This is a genomic window from Deefgea tanakiae (assembly GCF_019665765.1).
GTDB lineage: Bacteria > Pseudomonadota > Gammaproteobacteria > Burkholderiales > Chitinibacteraceae > Deefgea > Deefgea tanakiae.
Window position 1 is genome coordinate 896,295 of sequence record NZ_CP081150.1, and the last position, 17,165, is coordinate 913,459.

Sequence of the window (17,165 nt, forward strand, 5' to 3'; positions counted from 1 at the left end):
TAATATACTGCTTCTTTAGGCGCGTAGCTCATCTGGTTAGAGCGCTTCCTTGACATGGAAGAGGTAGTTGGTTCGAATCCAATCGTGCCTACCAAACAATTTAGGGATCAAACTCATGTTGAAAACCGATACGACCACCTTGATGATTTCGGGCTAGTCGTACGCGAGTTTGATATAAAAGTGCGGCTAGTCCGCACTTTTTTTTTGTTTTTTTAAATGCTGTTTGTCTCGGATTACCAGACAATTTGATTTAGGCGATGACTATGCCCGCTATTACGCTTCCCGATGGTTCAGTGCGTCAATTTGATGCAGCAGTGTCAGTGTACGATGTTGCCCACAGTATCTCTCCTGGCTTGGCTAAAGCGGCTTTAGCTGGCAAGGTCAATGGCCAATTGGTTGATACGCGTTTTGTAATGTTGAGTGATGTAACGCTGCAAATTATCACCGACAAGGATGCTGAAGGCTTAGAGGTCATTCGTCATTCTACGGCGCATTTGTTGGCCTACGCAGTTAAACAGCTTTATCCAACGGCTCAAGTAACGATTGGCCCAGTGATTGAAAACGGTTTTTATTACGACTTTTCCTATGAGCGCCCATTTACATTGGATGATTTGGCTGCGATTGAAAAGAAAATGACTGAGCTGGCTAAAAAAGACATTCCAGTTGAGCGTTATGAATTAAGCCGTGATGAGGCCGTTAGCTATTTTAAAGGCATAGGCGAGAACTATAAGGCTGAGATTATTGAGTCGATTCCGGCTGATCAAGTTTTAAGCTTGTATCGTGAAGGTGAGTTTACTGATCTTTGCCGTGGGCCTCATGTGCCTTCAACGGGAAAATTAAAAGTATTCAAGTTAATGAAGGTCGCTGGTGCATATTGGCGTGGCGATAGTAAAAATGAAATGCTCACTAGGGTATATGGCACGGCGTTTGCTAAGAAAGAGGATCTAGCTCAATACCTACATATGATCGAAGAAGCTGAGAAGCGCGATCATCGTAAACTGGGTAAGCAGCTTGATTTATTTCATATGCAAGATGAAGCGCCTGGTATGGTGTTTTGGCATCCGAAAGGTTGGACGCTTTGGCAGACTATTGAACAGTACATGCGTGCCAAACTCAACAAGCATGGTTACCAAGAAATTCGTACGCCGATGGTGATGGATCGTACCTTGTGGGAAAAGTCAGGCCACTGGGAGAACTACCATGACGGCATGTTTACCACTGAATCTGAAAAACGTGATTACGCAGTAAAACCAATGAACTGCCCTGGTCATATTCAAGTGTTTAACCAAGGCTTGCGTTCATACCGTGATTTGCCTCTGCGCTACGCTGAGTTTGGCTCTTGCCATCGCAATGAGCCTTCAGGCTCACTGCACGGTATTATGCGTGTACGTGGCTTTGTGCAAGATGATGCGCATATCTTCTGTACTGAAGATCAAGTTCAGCAAGAAGCTGCGGCATTTATTGATTTACTGAAAGAGGTTTATACCGACTTTGGTTTTGAAGAAATTCTAGTTAAGTTGTCAACTCGTCCTGAAAAGCGTATTGGTACAGAAGAAGCATGGGATCGAGCCGAGGCTGCACTAGCTGCTGCACTTAACTCTAAAAATCTGGCATTTGAATATCTGCCGGGTGAGGGGGCATTTTACGGCCCTAAAATTGAGTTTACTTTAAAAGACTGTTTAGGTCGTTTATGGCAATGTGGCACTTTGCAAATTGACCCGAATTTACCTGAACGTCTTGGTGCAGAATACGTGGGTGAGGATAATGCAAAGCATCGTCCAATCATGTTGCACCGTGCTGTTTTAGGCTCGCTAGAACGTTTTATTGGTATTTTGATCGAAAACCACGCGGGTGCATTCCCCGCATGGTTGGCTCCAGTTCAACTTGTTGTGATGAATATTTCTGAGTCACAACGTGAATATGCGCAAAAAACTGCTGATTTATTGAATCAAAGTGGACTTCGTGCATCAACGGACTTGAGAAATGAGAAGATTACCTATAAAATCCGCGAACATAGCTTGCAACGTCTTCCTTATCAGCTAATTGTGGGTGATAAAGAGCGTGATGCAGGTTTGGTGGCCGTGCGTAACCGCAGTGGTGAAGACTTAGGGCAAATGACAGTGGAAGCGCTGATTGCGCTGGTAAAAGCTGATTTGCCAAAAGTTTGACGCTTGCAGGTGCACGGTTTTGTTTTTGAATGACTTGGAGTAATAACAATAGCTGCTCAAGATAAAGGCCCGCGTATTAACGGTGAAATCACCGCGCGAGAAATTCGGTTGCAAGGTGTGGAAGGCGAACAACTCGGTATCGTCTCCCTTAATCAGGCTCTCCAGTTAGCGGAAGATGCTGAGGTAGATCTGGTAGAGATCGCACCGAATGCAGAACCGCCTGTTTGTCGTTTGATGGACTACGGCAAGTTCCGGTACGAAGAGGCCAAGAAAAAGCACGCTGCCAAGCTCAAGCAAAAGCAGGTACAGGTTAAAGAAATTAAACTGCGCCCTGGTACAGATGAAAATGACTACCAAGTTAAATTGCGTGGTGCGATTCGATTCTTGAACGATGGCGATAAATGCAAATTTACCTTGCGCTTCCGCGGTCGTGAAATGGCTCACCAAGAAATTGGTATGGCACAGCTTAAGCGCGTAGAAGCTGATTTGGCTGAGCTTGCAGTGGTTGAGCAATATCCTAAGCTAGAAGGTCGCCAAATGGTGATGATGCTAGGGCCGAAGAAAAAAGCATAACGGGTTGGCGACTACACCTGTTAAGGCCAATGAAATTGTTGGTCAGTAGTCGCGGTGGGGTGAAGGGTATTAAGTTCTAATGGCAACATCAGACGCCCTTTTGCCTAAACTAATAGGCCCTTGTGGCCAAGGCTAGCTGGAGTAAGTAATGCCTAAAATGAAAACCAAAAGTAGCGCCAAAAAGCGCTTCATTGTTCTTGGTGGTGGTGGTGTTAAGCGTAGTCACGCTTTCAAACGTCACATCTTGACTAAGAAAACGACTAAAACTAAACGCCAGTTGCGCGGTACTTCTATGGTTGATTCAACCAATATGAAGTCTGTACGTGCAATGATGCCATACGCTTAACTAAGGAGATAAAATATGCCTCGCGTTAAACGTGGTGTCACAGCTCGCGCTCGTCATAAGAAAGTCTTAGCCCTGGCTAAAGGCTATCGTGGTCGTCGTAAAAATGTCTATCGTATCGCTAAACAAGCGGTAATGAAGGCAGGTCAATACGCATACCGTGACCGTCGTCAGAAAAAACGTCAATTCCGTCAACTCTGGATCGCTCGTATCAACGCAGCATCTCGCGAGTGCGGTCTGGCTTACAGCCGCTTCATGAATGGCTTGAAAAAAGCTGGTATTGAAGTTGACCGTAAAGTATTGGCTGATCTCGCTGTATTTGATAAACCAGCATTTGCTGCGTTTGTTGAAAAAGCAAAAGCTCAGCTGACTGCTTAATCGGTTCTGCCGGTCATAAGGGAGGCTTTTAGCCTCCCTTTTTTATTCAAAATTTATGTAAAAAATCTAAATCAAGCTCAGATTTCTATCTGGTTTTTATTTAGCTTTTTTTATTACTCTCCTTATCGGGCATACAAACATGGATGCAAATATGCAGGCCTTGCTTGACGCGGGTTTAGCGGCGTTGAATGCGACTGACGACCCCGTTGAGCTCGAAATTGTCAAAGCAAGCTATATCGGAAAACAAGGTTCGATCACTGCGCTGATGAAGCTATTGGCAGCGATGCCACCCGAAGAAAAAAAAGCGTTTGGTGCTCAGGTTAATTTGACCAAACAAGCTTTTGAAACTGCACTGAATGCTAAACGTGATGCAATGGCTGCGGAAAAGTTAGCAGCTCAGTTGGCGGCAGAGGCACTCGATATTTCATTACCTGGTCGAGGGCACGCTAAAGGCGGTTTGCATCCTGTAACGCTCGTGCAGCAACGCATTGAAGCCTTATTTGGCAGTATGGGTTTTGCGGTCGCTGATGGTCCGGAAATTGAAAACGACTTTCATAATTTTGAAGCACTCAATATTCCAAAGAATCATCCTGCACGCGCAATGCAAGACACATTCTATGTTCAGAATGAAGGTGAACCTTTAGTACTGCGTACACACACCAGTCCAATTCAAGTTCGTTATATGCTTGATAACGAGCCTCCGATCAAGATTATTGCACCGGGTCGTGTTTACCGCGTTGACTCTGATGCGACTCACTCACCGATGTTCCATCAAATGGAAGGCTTGTGGGTTGAAGAGGGCGTCTCTTTTGCTGATTTGAAAAGTGTGATTGTTGATTTTCTTCGGCGCTTTTTTGAACGTGATAATTTGGAAGTACGTTTCCGTCCATCATTTTTCCCATTTACCGAACCATCGGCTGAAATTGATGTGAAGTGGTCCAAAGGTTGGATGGAAGTCGGTGGTTGCGGCATGGTGCATCCAAATGTTTTGAAAAGCGTGAATATTGATTCCGAAAAATACACCGGCTTTGCCTTCGGTATCGGTTTAGATCGATTTGCGATGCTGTACTACGGCGTGAATGATTTACGGCTGTTTTTTGAAAACGACGTGACTTTCTTGTCTCAATTCAAATAAGCGGAGCATTAATCATGCAATTTTCAGAACAATGGCTACGTAGTTGGGTTAATCCCGCGTTGAGTTCGGATGAACTCGCGCATTTGTTAACCATGGCGGGTCTGGAAGTAGAAGAAAATGAAGCGGCAGCACCTGCATTTACAGATGTTTTTGTCGCAGAAGTATTGAGTGTAACTAAACATCCGGATGCTGATCGTTTGAATGTATGCAGTGTCAATGTGGGTGAAGCTGAGCCGCTGCAAATTGTTTGTGGTGCCCCCAATGTAGCTGCAGGTTTAAAAGTTCCTTGTGCGCGCATTGGTGCGGTGTTGCCGGGTGATTTTAAAATCAAGAAAGCCAAAGTTCGTGGCATCGAATCATCTGGTATGTTGTGCTCGGGTGATGAGATGGGTATAGCCGCAGACGTTGATGGTTTATATGTGTTGCCAAGCAATGCCCCTGTAGGTATGCCGATTCGTGAATACTTAGCACTGGATGACCGTTTACTGACTTTAAAACTCACACCGAATCGCACTGATTGCTTGTCGATTCGTGGTATTGCGCGTGAAATTGCGGCATTAACAAAATCCCCGTTAAATCCAATTGTGATTCAAGCAGCGGCACTGAGTACTGAGTTGTCGATTGCTGTTGCATTGAATGCAGGTGATGCTTGCCCTCGTTATGCAGGCCGTATTGTTAAGGGGATTAATCAAGCCGCTGCAACGCCAGATTGGATGAAACAACGCCTAGAGCGTTCGGGTATTCGCTCAATTTCAGCGATTGTTGATATTACCAATTACGTTCTGCTCGAACTCGGTCAGCCGATGCATGCGTTCGACGCAGCAAAATTATCGGGTGGCGTTCAAGTTCGTTTTGCCCAAGCAGGTGAAACGATTACCTTGCTTAATGAGAAAGAGTTGACGTTGAGTGACGATTTATTGGTGATTGCCGATGATCGTGAAGCGTTGGCTTTGGCTGGGATTATGGGCGGTTTGGCCTCGAGCGTAACTGAAGCGACCACCGATATTTTCCTTGAGTCGGCCTTCTTTGCGCCTGAAGTGATCGCTGGCAAAGCGCGTCGTTTTGGCTTCTCATCAGATTCTAGTCACCGCTTTGAGCGCGGGATTGATTTTGGTAATGTCCGTGAAGCACTCGAGCGTGCAACACAACTAGTTGTTGAAATTTGTGGTGGTCAAGTTGGGCCTGTGACAGAACAAATCACGACACTACCTAACCGTAAACCCGTTCAATTGCGCGTAGCCCGTGTTGCTAAAGTGCTAGGCGTTGCTCTACCTGCCGATGAAATCATATCGATGTTGCAAGGATTGGGTTTGGCGTGCGATTTAGCTGCTGATGTGATTATCGTTACGCCACCTTCATATCGTTTTGATATTGAAATCGAAGAAGACTTAATCGAGGAAGTTGCTCGCGTCTTTGGTTATGACAATATTCCAGTGAGCCCATCACTAGCGCGTATGAGTATGTTGCCGCAAGCGGGCAATCGCCGCAGCAAGAATGTTCTTAAGTCGATCTTAGCTGCAAGGAATTTCCAAGAAACGATTTCCTACGCTTTTGTTGAAGAGAAATGGGAAAGCGATTTTGCCGCTAATGCTAATCCAATTCGCTTGATGAATCCGATTGCAAGCCAAATGAGCGTAATGCGCTCCACCTTGATCGGTGGCCTAGTCGCTGGTTTGCAACACAATTTGAATCGTAAGCAAGATCGAGTGCGCTTATTTGAAGTGGCTCGCGTCTTCAACGGGGTTGCCGCAGATCAACAACCAGAACGTATTGCTGCATTAGCATGGGGTGGTCGTTTTGCCGAGCAGTGGGGCGTCAGCAAAGAACGCGTTGATTTCTTTGATGTTAAAGCCGATGTTGAAGCGCTGCTCGCACCGCGAGTGGCAGAATATCGCCGCGCCAATCATCCTGCATTGCATCCGGGCCGCTCCGCAGAAGTCGTGCTCGATGGGCAAATCATCGGTGTTGTTGGTGAATTGCATCCGAAATGGGTGCAAGCCTATGACTTAACGCATGCACCTGTTGTACTTGAATTAGATGTTGCCGCCTTAGTGCAAGTTGAAAAACTGCAATCAGCACCGGTATCTAAATTTCAAGCTGTGCGGCGCGATTTAGCGTTGTTAATGGATGAGTCAGTCTCTGTTGACACCTTGCAGGCTGCATTTTCAAGCGCAAAATTATCAGTAGTGGACAGTATCGAAGTTTTTGATGTATACCGTGGTAAAGGTCTGCCAGAAGGTAAAAAGAGCCTTGCATTCAAAGTCTTAATGCAAGATACTCTCAAAACTTTGACTGACGTAGAAGTCGATGAAGCAGTAACAAAATTACTCCAGAAGGCAGAGGAATGCGGCGCGATCTTGAGAGCATAATGCAGTACGAAACTAGCACATTAACACTAACAAAGGCCGACCTAGCCGATATGTTGTTCGACAAGGTGGGTTTGAATAAACGCGAAGCAAAAGATATGGTTGAGTCATTTTTCGACGAAGTCCGTATCTCTTTGGCTGAAGGTGACACCGTCAAGCTATCTGGTTTTGGTAACTTTCAGTTGCGCGATAAGCCGCAGCGTCCAGGTCGTAACCCAAAAACTGGCGAAGAAATTCCAATTTCTGCTCGCCGTGTGGTTACATTTCACGCAAGTCAAAAGCTGAAGGGAATGGTTGAAATCCACTATGCAAAACTCCAGCAGCGTTATTCCAACCAGTGATTTGCCCTCAATACCTGCAAAACGCTACTTCACCATCGGTGAAGTTAGCGATTTGTGTGGCGTAAAACCCCATGTTTTACGCTATTGGGAGCAAGAGTTCACTCAGTTAAAGCCTGTAAAACGTCGTGGTAATCGGCGTTACTATCAGCATCATGAAGTGCTGCTAGTGCGGCGAATTCGCGGTTTATTGTACGAGCAAGGTTTTACCATTAGCGGCGCGCGTAACCAGTTAGGTAGCAGTGCAGTGACGATGGGTGAGTATGCTGACGGCGAAGTGAGTTTGACTGAATTACGCCATGAGCTAGAAGACTTACTATCTTGGCTTGAACAGTAAGCTGGTTTACGATAGAATTTGACCTCTCGGAATATAGCGCAGCCTGGTAGCGCACTTGGATGGGGTCCAAGGGGTCGCGAGTTCGAATCCCGCTATTCCGACCAATAAAATCAATGGGTTACAACTTCACGGTTGTAGCCCATTTTTTCTATGCGCCAATTTTGTGCGTTTATGGTTACAGTTATGGTTACACTTGGCGTGAGCTAGGCTGATACAACGCCGCCATTCTAGGTAATACGCTTACTGATCGACTTCGTGACTCTCTCCATGCCTTTATTGATCAATCCAAGCTGTGCATCAACATAACTCTCTGCTTGGTTTGATAGTGTTGCTTGTTGTTGATATAGGCTGTTGTAGGTTTTCCAGTGCATGCCTTTGGGCTTCCCGCTTTCTCCATTGAGAAAACCCGCTGGCCAGCGCAATTGATCCCTGATCTTGTCTAATTTTCTAATTTGCCTTTCAAGGTGGCTTTCATGCTGGCTGCTGTAGCTCAGTCGGTAGCACTTACGGCAGGCAGGCACTTTGCCGATGTAGATAATTGCAGCACGCCGATTGCAGCAAGGGCAGATAAACCACTGCCGTGATCCGCCTAAATTGCAGGCCGTTTTACTTAGTTTAATTTTGCAATCTACGTCCTGCCACTCTCCATTGCGTTTAATCCGATATTGCAGCGTGATTGCGTTCTCTGCAACTTTGACTGTGATACTGGCAACACGCTCGCCATTCCGATGCCATGACCAATCAAAATGACGCTTTGACAGCATGCCATCACGTTGCCAGCGGCGTATATCGACAAAACGGTAATCGCTGGTTTTTGCTTTGCTGCTGTATGAGTAATTCCGACCACTACCAAAACCGCCCATGATGAGGCTCTCCATTTTTTATACGAAATCATTAAGCAAATTTATTGAGTTGTATTGCATGTTTCGGCTGGAACTTGCGGCTTGTTCATCGCCACTCGCGTTGCAGAATTGCGCTAGTAAGATGGTAATTTCTAAGAGGGTGTACAGCAGGCGGGGCACGAGAATCGGCTAAAAGTGGCTGACTGCCCCAGCTCATGGGGCAATCTTTCGATAATGGCTGAAATCGTGCCCCATCTGGCGGGGTAGTGTTCACGCTATTGCCCCAGCACGCGGGGTAGCGTTTGTATTTATGATGAGTCCTGTTTCGTTTCTCCAATACGATAACGGCACCTTGGTCGGGCGAACGTCTAGCGGTTTGCCTTTCTGGTGGTCGTCGATCTTGTAAAAGCTAAACGCGAACAAACTGCATTGATTGCGGCCACCGTGGCGGGTGCGAATGAGCCAGCCTTTATCCTCTAGCTCTTTCAGTGCCTTGGCCAAGGTCGCTTTGCTGCGCCATCCTCTGGGCTGCATCAGCGTCCATGCTGCCGATAAATAACCATTGCGATTCGGGTGCCACTGGCTGGCTAGATCGAAAATCAATTTCACGGCATAGGGGCTAAGTGCGGCAAATTCTTCGGACGTAATCACGACCATCGGTAGGGGCATGAATAAACCTTTTTCACGCCCCTCCTTTAAGTCGCGCAGCGCGGCCGCTTTGGCTTTGCTGCCAGCCATCGCTACCCCTCCAGCAAGCCAGCAGGTAAGAACAAGCTTTTAAACATCGCGAGCTTGGCTTTGACTGCTTGATAGGCCTGTTTATGATCCGCGCCAGTCGCAAGCGCGTATTGCACGCTCTCGGCCGCCAGTACATAGCAGCAGCCCAACGTGGTGAGTTGAGCCGTGCTTAGTTTGGCTCGCTGCCCCTTGTCGATGCCGATGGTTTTATTTACCAGCTTTTCTAGGTTGATGTGGTGAAACTTCGCGGGCGTGCTGCTGCCGTGCTGCTGGGCATATTCCGCAAGCTGGCTGGCTGCTTGGTGTGCATGGCGATACGAGGGTAGGTATTGCTGATCTCGTGCCGCCAGTGTGCGGCGTGCCTCGCCAAACGCTTGGATCAATCGGGCTTTCATGGCGCGAATCTCTGGCGTATTGCGGGTATAGGTTAGTACCAGCATGGCTTGATCTTCATTCAACAATGCAAACCGTTCAGGTCTGCCGCCTAGCTCTTGGGGTTTTGCGCTTTCAAAGCGCATTACTCCCAATGCCACATAGTCGCCTTGGTGTTGCTCAATACGGCGTAATAGGTGGCGATGTTGCACGCCTAATTTTGCAGCCAATAAGCGCGAATCAATCAATGGCTCGATATTGCTACTGATCAATTGCAAATCTTGCTCAGGTACAGGGATTAAATAAGCCATGATTATTGCTCCTTGCGTGGGCGGCGTTTGATGAGGGAATAATGCGCGATGCCGAAATGCTCGCGCCCATCACGGTCGACGGTGCGGCGGCGTTCAACGTGGATTTCTGCGCCTTGGTCGACTAACTCCATCACGCGGCCAGCGGGGTGCAATACGTTATACAAGTCACGCAATTCAAACGTGCTCTTGGTGCCTGTTAGTAAAGCTTGCTCGGTTCGATCTTGTTGCGCGACTCGGTCGGTGCGCTTATGCTGGCGATTGTGTTTTGGGTCGTCGTTGCCTGCGTGGTCGCGGCGATCTTTTTTGTTCACGCTTTAGCCCTCCCGTTTTGCAGGTTGGCAGCGGGCAAGATAGGCGTGCAAACTGTCGGCAGGGATTGCGCTGGCATTGGTCGACAGTTTGACCAATTCGAGTTCGCCTTGTTTAACGAGGCGATAGATCGTGGCGCGGCTCAAGCCTAGCGTGGTCACTGCGGCATTGATTCGGTACATCAGAGGTGTAGCGGGTAAGGGCATAAAGGCCTCCATGCGTTGGTTTAACGTGATGCATCAGGGCGATGCATGGAGGCATTTTGAATTGGCAGATCTATGTGAAGTCGAACATCCGAAAAATCAATTCGGATATTCGATTTACTCTTATTTATAAATTTGGATCAACTCACGGCCTTGTTTAATCATGTCGCCGAGGCGGTCTTGTTTGTAGGCTCCATTGATGCCAAGCCGTAATAACTCATCGGCAACAGCTATAGCGGCAGCATCGTGTTTTGATAAATCCCCAGCAGTGCCTGTCCGTGTGTCTTTAAGGATCGCGGCACAGAGTGCAGCAATGGTTGCTGCTTGTTTATTTTCAGCCTTTGGGCTTGGTTTTGTTGATTCTGGTGCTTGTTCGTTGTCTACAAGTGATAGCTCAAATTTTGCAATGTCATCTGTTTGAGCGACGATCACCGCATCGTCTGGAATTCCACCAGCGGGGTAATAGCTTTTGGGGTCATCATAAGGCTTTCCTTCAAACTGTTCTAAAACCTGATAATAATTTCCATTGTTATCACTTACGATCACGCCTTCTAAGCAGACAAGGGAAACACTTGGCCCGTTAGTTTCTTTTTGGTAGGCATGCATAACATCTAGTTTCTCTGCGCCACTCATTGTTAGGTGGTAATAATCAGATAAGGTAATGATTGAGCTGTTATCAAATTGATAGAAAAAGTCATCTTTTTTCACGCCACGATAGCAAAAAAGTATTTGGTTTTCAGATTGAAATTTCATAATTGCTTGTTGGATTTCGTCGCTTTGAGTATCAAGCCATTTACGTGTAACAGTGAAGGGCACTTGATTTGTCTTGAAGAAATCTAAAACTTCTTGTCGTGCATTTGGCAAAGGACAAACAAATATTTCCGCTTCAAATTCTGATCGCTTTATTCCAATATGCGCCCTTGCATGATTAACAAAATGCACAGATAGCTTTAAGTGCCCATCTAGCCCAAGATTTAGCACATCTGCAATAGTCACTTCTTCATTGAGTGATGCGCTCAAGCGTTTTGCCGTATCGCTTAATGACATGGCTTTTTTTAACTTAAATAATTTGCTCATCACGCCCCCTATGGCGTAATTCCTGTAATTGATTGCCTGCGCCAGCGGGTCAGGGTTACCCGTTTTCAATCCGTCGATCTAGGCGCGGCAAACTCGTTTATGCGGTGTGTCGGTTGAGTAGAATCACATTGTCGGCCTCGGTGTTAGCCAACAAGGCCAGACGTTCACCAAGCAAAATAAACGCTTCCCGTTGCTCGGCTTCTAGCCGCTGCAATTGGTAGGTGCGAATGACTTTGTCTTTCTCTTTGTGATTTAAACACTTTTCGATGACATGCGGTGCAACACCCAGCTCGCCCATGAGCGTGGCAGCGGTGCGGCGTAGATCATGCGGTGTCCATTTTCCACCTGATAACACTAAGGCTTGCGTATTTTGACTGCGGCCACTCATGGCAGTGTTGGTTTGACGGTCGCTGATTTGCTTGGTAAGTGTTTTGACACAAACATGGCTTTCGCCTCTGCGGTCCATAAAGAGCCATTCAGGATGTTCTAACAACGAGAAAATTTCATTAAATCCACTCATGGCAAAGTCGGAGAGGTAAATCAGGTGGCTAATGCCATTCTTGGCGTTATCAGCAGGAATAAACCAAGTGCGAGTGGTGAGGTCGATGTGGCTGCGTTGCGCGCGCAATAATTCACCAATGCGGGCTGCGGTGCCAAGCAATACCCGAATCGCTGCTTGGTATTTGAAAGACAGTTTGCAGTTGGGTAGGGCGGTTTGTAATAGGTAGCGTAATTCGCTTTCACTCAATACACGGTCGCGCTCGATACTATTGCCGCCGAATGAGGTTTTTTTCAGGTGGCTGGTGGGGTCGTTTTCTAGCAGTCCAGCACCAATGGCATAGCCAAAACATTGCCGTAAATCGGAAAGTGTATGGTTGGCCATGCGCTTGGCACCACGCTCCACAATGTCATGCAAAACCCGCGCAATGTGTTGGCGATTGATTTCATCGGCATAGAGATTGCCCAGCAAAGGGAACACGTCTTTTTGAAATGAGCGACGTGTTTCGCTACCTTGATCTTTTCGATTCGATAGCTGTACGCGCTCCCAGCGATTAAATAGCTCGGAAAAAGTCATGCGTGCGGCGTGAAGGGCTGCTTCGGCTGCTTTGGTTTCTCGTTCAAGCTCGGCCAGTTTTTGTTGGTGCTGTTGATCGAGTATCAGTTGTTGATCTGCTGCGGCTAAGTCTTGGCGAGCTTGGGCGGGGTCGATACCCTTGGCCAATTGCAAGCGGCACCACCCGCGCCAGCGTCTTGCTGTGCTGAGGCGGTGCTCGTCTGGCTTGGCTTCACCATCGCGCTCGCGTTCATCTTCATTGATACTCAAAACACGGCGGCGGCCTGCAAACTGGTAGCGCATTTGCCAATATCGCCCGCTGGCGGTCACGCGAAATTCTAACCCATCGCCATCACGCAAAATGGTTTCAGTTTTGCCATCTGCCACCTTGGCATTGTCGATTTCTTTGGTGGTGAGTTTCTTGATTGCCATTTCTGCGTCCAAAATTCTATGGTTACAGTTATGGTTACACTTGGCGTGATTTTCAGCAAGACGTGCTGATACAGGGTGAAGTGGTTAAATGATGAATAATTCAATTAAATCAATGTATTGGTTTGTTTTTTGATTTAGGGTGATACACCAAAAAACAACATTTAACCTTTATGGGGTCCAAGGGGTAGCGAGTTCGAATCCCGCTATTCCGACCAATATAATCAATGGGTTACAACTTAACGGTTGTAGCCCATTTTTTATTTTTAGCTATTTTTCTCTGATTCGGTACAACTTCGGTACAACTTTATTTTTACAGTGCTTAAACCCAAATTAAATTTGGGGTTTATCGCAGAAACTGCACTGGCTCGACTAATTTGTGTTGTGTGTAGGCAACTCTGGTACTTAGTCGAAGGTTTTGTCAGGTATTTCAACTCTCGAATGTGAAAATGCCCTGCATGTTCAGTACAGGGCACTCTGGTATGAATCTCTCGTTTGGTTTGCGTGTTCAAGTCGCCTTCCATATGAATCATGATATGGCGTATACATTTTTAATGCCGTGTATTTGTGCCTAAATGACGATGTATTAATTTACATTGCATCGCGTTAGCCATACGCACTATTCAAACCTATTCAGGTATCAAAATAAAGACTGCTGTGGCGAGGGTAGGGGGGGCTGACTTGCTACAGTGCTCGTTCTTGCATCAACTCCGCTGGATAATTCTTCAAAAACGTTCGTGGCAGCTCAGGGGGTTTGCAACTTAGCCAATTGTCGTACTCGGTCTCAGGTATGACGACCAGATTTCGTTTTTCATCAGCGGGCTTGTGCATCCAATTCTTGAGCGGGTGCTCTTCAGCGTTGATGGTAATTTGTGTAAACGAATAGCTGCGTAGTCCGTTTTCTTCTTTCCATGTGCACCACAGTTCTGCCGCCACAAATGGCAAATTGTTTGGAGATGCTTAGCGAGTATTAGTTAGGTATTGAGTATAAAAATGCCTGCTTATTCAGTCTGGTAATCTAAATGGATTTGATGAGGGGGGACTGATTCTTATTGAATGAACTCAAAATCAAGAATTGGTTGTGTAGCATCTTTTAGCGGCTTCAGGTCGTTACATTTAGGCGACGGTTCGCTATTTGCCCCTGATATAGTAGTGCCGAGGTCACTTAAAAAATCACTGTAACGGTAGTCTCTAGCAAAGTAGGAAAAGGATTTCAAAAAGTAATAGTTCTCATGATTCATATAGCGTTGAGTAATCATTTGAGCTATTTGCTGCGCAAATCCATGTGTAAACTCCGAACTGAGATTAAGCTCGGTTACGCCAATGCAGGGAGTTTTCGCCGGGGAAGCACCTAAAGGTTTAAGTTCCTCTAGATAAGTTTTAACCTCGTCAGGCCAGCCATATGCAATAACAGGTCCGACGGAGACCCCAAAAATTGAATCTTTATGTTTGTCCAACCAAGATATTGTCTGGTGAACTGTTTCCGAGGTTTCACCGGCATAAAGTAATATATTAGCTTTAACCTTTATGCCGTTAGCGGCGCACGCGTCCATTAGTTTTGCAGCTCTATCAAGATATTTTTGTGGTGCACGTGTTTTATTCATTCGGGTTAATTGAAGCGGAGATGCGCTCTCAAGCCCGAGGTCTAAAATCGTCAGACCAGCTTGAGCTAATGTAGGAATAAATTCCGGACGTAGATTGTCAACTCGCCCCTCTGTTCTCCACTGAACCTGCATTTCACTTTTGAGTAACTCATCACGTAAATCGTTAGCCCACTTTTCTGTTGGAACTAACATTGCAGCCTCAAAATATGGGGTCATTTTGATAAGTTCATCATGAATTAGTATTTGCTTTAACTCTGCAACTGAATCGCCCCGGGTTTCCTAGACACCTAAAGAGCCTCAAAATGAGGTAATTAGGAGGTCTTATGAGCAAATCTAATCGCTACACCGAAGAGTTCAAAATCGAAGCCGTCAAGCAAGTGACAGAACGCAACTATCCTGTCGCAGAAGTCGCTGAGCGACTGGGGGTTTCAGGGCATAGCATCTACAGCTGGATTAAGCGCTACGCCACGCCTTTACCAGAACAACCGCAAACAACTACTCAGCAGGATGAAATTCGGCAACTAAAAGCTGAACTACGTCGAGTAACTGAAGAGCGTGACATCCTAAAAAAGGCCGCCGCGTACTTTGCCAAGCTATCCGGGTAAGGTACGCCTTCATTCGTGACCATCAAGCACTACATCCAGTTCGACGGCTCTGCCAGATGATGCAAGTCCATCCCAGCGGCTACTACGCTTGGCTGCAACGACCACAATCATTGCGCACGATTGATGACCAGCGCTTGACTGGCATCATCACTGAAGCGTGGCAAGAAAGCGGCGGCGTCTATGGTTATCGCAAGATTAATGATGACTTGCGTGATATGGGCGAACAATGTGGCAAGCATCGCGTCGCGCGCTTAATGCGCTTAGCTGGCCTTCGTTCACAAACAGGCTATCGTCGTCGACGTGGTTTTTATGGTGGCAAGCCCACCGTAACGGCACCAAACCATTTGGCTCGGCAATTCAATGTCGATACACCTAATCAGGTTTGGGTGACTGACATTACCTATATTCGCACACACGAAGGTTGGCTTTATTTGGCCGCAGTATTGGATTTGTTCTCAAGACAGGTTGTTGGTTGGTCGATGGGCGCGCGGATGGACCGTGAGTTGGCGATTAAAGCTTTATTAATGGCGGTTTGGCGACGTCAGCCCAAGCAAGAGGTCTTAGTGCATTCGGACCAAGGCAGCCAATTCAGTAGTTATGATTGGCAGGATCTACTGCGTGTGCATAATTTAAAACCGAGCATGAGTCGGCGTGGCAATTGCCATGACAATGCGGTCGCGGAAAGTTTCTTCCAGCTATTGAAGCGGGAACGAATCAAACGACAAACCTACCGTAATCGAGAGGAGGCACGTCGAGATGTGTTCAATTATATCGAGATGTTTTACAACCCCAAGCGCCGCCATAGTTTCAATAATGGGCTATCACCAGTAGAGTATGAAAAGCAGTATTTCGAAAGGCTCGGCAGTGTCTAGAAAACTCGGGGCGATTCAATTATCATCGAATGAATTAGGGTTTGATATCAATACGAATGGAATGGGGCATCTGCAGGTACGCCCTAAGAGCTTAGGCCGTTTAATGGAGCAGCTCTCACGTTTACCAAGTTTACCGCAGCTTCAAATGCAGTTCCCAAATCAAGAAGTCAGTCCTTTTGTTCGGTTACTACTGAAGGCCGTTGATGATCAGGAATGGCGTCATGTACCGCCATTCTGTGTCATGTCAGATGGTTGTTATGCTGGTGAACACTTTAATCGTACGTTATTAAAAATACGTAAAAAAGCAGGTGATGAAGCGTTTAAAAAAGAGGCCAGCATTTGGTCTGGGATGTACTCAGAAAATTTCACTGGAACGATGAAGTATGTGGATTATTTATTCTCACGCTACAGCAAATTATTAGTTGTACGGCTGGATCTAGATTTTAAAGAGGATTACCCCGCTAGGTATGACGCTGCTTTGTGCAAGCGTCACTTAGATACCTTTTTAAACAACAGGCGCAACAACAGTCTATTTGAGCATTGTGTTGGGTATGTCTGGCATATCGAGTTCGGAAAAAAGATGGGATTTCATTGCCACTGTATTCTGTTCTTTAACGGTAATAAGGTGCAACAGGGGGTAAATTGGGCCGACAGAATCGGACAGTATTGGAGTCAAAAAATTGTAGGTGGATATGGTTCGTATCACAACTGCAATAAAAATATTGATGTACTCAAGAAGCTAGGACGTTTGGCTGTTGGCATGATTCATTATTCGGACGCTGGGTTGCGAAAGAATTTGATGCGATATGCGGTGAGTTACCTAACTAAAATCGATGAGCTGATTAGATTGCAAATCCCTGAGGACATGCCTAAGTTCAGAACGTTTGGACGAGGTGAAATTCCAAAGTATCGAGAGGTTAAGAAACGAGGAAGGCCGAGAGATGCAGAGCAAGAAAACATCATCAACTGAGAGCGGTTACCGATTTGGTGTTATTTTGTTCTTATAAAAGAAAAAGCCCTGAATAATCAGGGCTTTAGACTTGAATGTTGGTGGAGGTGGGGTCTGCCAATATAGTGTTGCGTTATGTCTCATAATGAATTGTAAATGTAT

The 17,165-nt window shown here is 46.4% G+C and carries 19 protein-coding genes and 2 tRNA genes; 12 read left to right on the top strand and 9 right to left on the bottom strand.

Going from position 1 to position 17,165, the window contains the following annotated elements:
- The first annotated feature begins 17 nt into the window (after window positions 1-17).
- From K4H28_RS04310 to K4H28_RS04355, 10 genes are all read left to right on the top strand, one after another.
- Window positions 18-94 (top strand) — tRNA-Val (locus tag K4H28_RS04310).
- A 169-nt stretch (window positions 95-263) separates the two neighbouring features.
- Window positions 264-2,168 (top strand): threonine--tRNA ligase, encoded by a 1,905-nt coding sequence (gene thrS, locus K4H28_RS04315; protein ID WP_221007169.1) that lies wholly within the window; start codon window positions 264-266, stop codon window positions 2,166-2,168.
- A 48-nt stretch (window positions 2,169-2,216) separates the two neighbouring features.
- Window positions 2,217-2,741, top strand: a complete 525-nt coding sequence (infC, locus tag K4H28_RS04320) for a translation initiation factor IF-3 (protein ID WP_203570826.1) — start codon at window positions 2,217-2,219, stop codon at window positions 2,739-2,741.
- A gap of 148 nt (window positions 2,742-2,889) precedes the next feature.
- On the top strand, window positions 2,890-3,087 hold the full coding sequence (gene rpmI / locus K4H28_RS04325; protein ID WP_027467702.1) for a 50S ribosomal protein L35: 198 nt from the start codon (window positions 2,890-2,892) through the stop codon (window positions 3,085-3,087).
- Between the two features lie 15 nt (window positions 3,088-3,102).
- Window positions 3,103-3,462, top strand: coding sequence for a 50S ribosomal protein L20 (gene rplT, locus K4H28_RS04330; protein WP_203570487.1), 360 nt, complete (start codon window positions 3,103-3,105; stop codon window positions 3,460-3,462).
- Between the two features lie 139 nt (window positions 3,463-3,601).
- Window positions 3,602-4,597 (top strand): phenylalanine--tRNA ligase subunit alpha, encoded by a 996-nt coding sequence (gene pheS / locus K4H28_RS04335; protein WP_221007170.1) that lies wholly within the window; start codon window positions 3,602-3,604, stop codon window positions 4,595-4,597.
- Window positions 4,598-4,611: 14 nt separating this feature from the next.
- A complete protein-coding gene (gene pheT, locus K4H28_RS04340) occupies window positions 4,612-6,966 on the top strand; it encodes a phenylalanine--tRNA ligase subunit beta (protein WP_221007171.1) in 2,355 nt (784 codons plus the stop codon).
- On the top strand, window positions 6,966-7,304 hold the full coding sequence (locus tag K4H28_RS04345) for an integration host factor subunit alpha (protein WP_035851988.1): 339 nt from the start codon (window positions 6,966-6,968) through the stop codon (window positions 7,302-7,304). Before pheT ends, K4H28_RS04345 begins: the two co-directional genes overlap by 1 nt.
- On the top strand, window positions 7,270-7,638 hold the full coding sequence (locus K4H28_RS04350; RefSeq protein WP_221007172.1) for a MerR family transcriptional regulator: 369 nt from the start codon (window positions 7,270-7,272) through the stop codon (window positions 7,636-7,638). The genes K4H28_RS04345 and K4H28_RS04350 overlap by 35 nt, the downstream gene beginning before the upstream one ends.
- A 27-nt stretch (window positions 7,639-7,665) precedes the next feature.
- A tRNA-Pro gene (locus K4H28_RS04355) sits at window positions 7,666-7,742 on the top strand.
- Window positions 7,743-7,865: 123 nt separating this feature from the next.
- On the opposite strand, the gene K4H28_RS04360 is transcribed toward K4H28_RS04355, so the two are convergent.
- The 9 genes from K4H28_RS04360 to K4H28_RS04395 all read right to left on the bottom strand — a co-directional run bounded on the left by K4H28_RS04360 (window position 7,866) and on the right by K4H28_RS04395 (window position 14,769).
- Window positions 7,866-8,501: a hypothetical protein gene (locus K4H28_RS04360; RefSeq protein WP_221007173.1), complete on the bottom strand. Its 636-nt coding sequence runs from the start codon at window positions 8,499-8,501 to the stop codon at window positions 7,866-7,868.
- A gap of 249 nt (window positions 8,502-8,750) precedes the next feature.
- Window positions 8,751-9,218, bottom strand: a complete 468-nt coding sequence (locus K4H28_RS04365) for a hypothetical protein (RefSeq protein ID WP_221007174.1) — start codon at window positions 9,216-9,218, stop codon at window positions 8,751-8,753.
- A 2-nt stretch (window positions 9,219-9,220) separates the two neighbouring features.
- Window positions 9,221-9,901: a Rha family transcriptional regulator gene (locus tag K4H28_RS04370; protein WP_221007175.1), complete on the bottom strand. Its 681-nt coding sequence runs from the start codon at window positions 9,899-9,901 to the stop codon at window positions 9,221-9,223.
- Between the two features lie 2 nt (window positions 9,902-9,903).
- Entirely contained in the window at window positions 9,904-10,212 is a 309-nt protein-coding gene (locus tag K4H28_RS04375; RefSeq protein WP_221007176.1) for a helix-turn-helix domain-containing protein, read from the bottom strand.
- A gap of 3 nt (window positions 10,213-10,215) precedes the next feature.
- Complete coding sequence (locus K4H28_RS04380) at window positions 10,216-10,416, bottom strand: helix-turn-helix transcriptional regulator (protein WP_221007177.1); 201 nt, start codon at window positions 10,414-10,416, stop codon at window positions 10,216-10,218.
- Between the two features lie 120 nt (window positions 10,417-10,536).
- Complete coding sequence (locus K4H28_RS04385) at window positions 10,537-11,490, bottom strand: hypothetical protein (protein ID WP_221007178.1); 954 nt, start codon at window positions 11,488-11,490, stop codon at window positions 10,537-10,539.
- A gap of 97 nt (window positions 11,491-11,587) precedes the next feature.
- On the bottom strand, window positions 11,588-12,976 hold the full coding sequence (locus tag K4H28_RS04390) for a tyrosine-type recombinase/integrase (RefSeq protein WP_221007179.1): 1,389 nt from the start codon (window positions 12,974-12,976) through the stop codon (window positions 11,588-11,590).
- A 681-nt stretch (window positions 12,977-13,657) separates the two neighbouring features.
- Window positions 13,658-13,909: a hypothetical protein gene (locus K4H28_RS16915; RefSeq protein ID WP_505706980.1), complete on the bottom strand. Its 252-nt coding sequence runs from the start codon at window positions 13,907-13,909 to the stop codon at window positions 13,658-13,660.
- A gap of 113 nt (window positions 13,910-14,022) precedes the next feature.
- Window positions 14,023-14,769: a radical SAM protein gene (locus tag K4H28_RS04395; protein ID WP_221007180.1), complete on the bottom strand. Its 747-nt coding sequence runs from the start codon at window positions 14,767-14,769 to the stop codon at window positions 14,023-14,025.
- Between the two features lie 131 nt (window positions 14,770-14,900).
- On the opposite strand from K4H28_RS04395, the gene K4H28_RS04400 reads away from it, so the two are divergent.
- Together K4H28_RS04400 and K4H28_RS04405 are read left to right on the top strand one after the other, a co-directional pair.
- Window positions 14,901-16,054, top strand: a protein-coding gene (locus K4H28_RS04400) for an IS3 family transposase (protein ID WP_221004883.1) whose coding sequence is annotated in 2 segments (ribosomal slippage) — window positions 14,901-15,141 and window positions 15,141-16,054 — 1,155 coding nt in all. Because the reading frame shifts where the segments join, the coding sequence is not laid out codon by codon here.
- The gene (locus K4H28_RS04405) at window positions 16,017-17,024 is read left to right on the top strand and encodes a YagK/YfjJ domain-containing protein (protein WP_255573618.1); all 1,008 of its coding nucleotides are present in this window, start codon (window positions 16,017-16,019) and stop codon (window positions 17,022-17,024) included. Before K4H28_RS04400 ends, K4H28_RS04405 begins: the two co-directional genes overlap by 38 nt.
- The last annotated feature ends 141 nt before the right edge of the window (window positions 17,025-17,165 follow it).

Bases quoted from the DNA above. Each gene is read 5' to 3' on its own strand.
- K4H28_RS04395 (WP_221007180.1), bottom strand. From the start codon at position 14,769: ATGTTAGTTCCAACAGAAAAGTGGGCTAACGATTTACGTGATGAGTTA.
- thrS (WP_221007169.1), top strand. From the start codon at position 264: ATGCCCGCTATTACGCTTCCCGATGGTTCAGTGCGTCAATTTGATGCA.
- pheT (WP_221007171.1), top strand. From the start codon at position 4,612: ATGCAATTTTCAGAACAATGGCTACGTAGTTGGGTTAATCCCGCGTTG.
- K4H28_RS04370 (WP_221007175.1), bottom strand. From the start codon at position 9,901: ATGGCTTATTTAATCCCTGTACCTGAGCAAGATTTGCAATTGATCAGT.
- rpmI (WP_027467702.1), top strand. From the start codon at position 2,890: ATGCCTAAAATGAAAACCAAAAGTAGCGCCAAAAAGCGCTTCATTGTT.
- K4H28_RS04360 (WP_221007173.1), bottom strand. From the start codon at position 8,501: ATGGGCGGTTTTGGTAGTGGTCGGAATTACTCATACAGCAGCAAAGCA.
- K4H28_RS04345 (WP_035851988.1), top strand. From the start codon at position 6,966: ATGCAGTACGAAACTAGCACATTAACACTAACAAAGGCCGACCTAGCC.
- rplT (WP_203570487.1), top strand. From the start codon at position 3,103: ATGCCTCGCGTTAAACGTGGTGTCACAGCTCGCGCTCGTCATAAGAAA.
- K4H28_RS04365 (WP_221007174.1), bottom strand. From the start codon at position 9,218: ATGGCTGGCAGCAAAGCCAAAGCGGCCGCGCTGCGCGACTTAAAGGAG.
- K4H28_RS04380 (WP_221007177.1), bottom strand. From the start codon at position 10,416: ATGCCCTTACCCGCTACACCTCTGATGTACCGAATCAATGCCGCAGTG.
- K4H28_RS04390 (WP_221007179.1), bottom strand. From the start codon at position 12,976: ATGGCAATCAAGAAACTCACCACCAAAGAAATCGACAATGCCAAGGTG.
- K4H28_RS04385 (WP_221007178.1), bottom strand. From the start codon at position 11,490: ATGAGCAAATTATTTAAGTTAAAAAAAGCCATGTCATTAAGCGATACG.
- pheS (WP_221007170.1), top strand. From the start codon at position 3,602: ATGGATGCAAATATGCAGGCCTTGCTTGACGCGGGTTTAGCGGCGTTG.
- K4H28_RS04350 (WP_221007172.1), top strand. From the start codon at position 7,270: ATGCAAAACTCCAGCAGCGTTATTCCAACCAGTGATTTGCCCTCAATA.
- K4H28_RS04405 (WP_255573618.1), top strand. From the start codon at position 16,017: ATGAAAAGCAGTATTTCGAAAGGCTCGGCAGTGTCTAGAAAACTCGGG.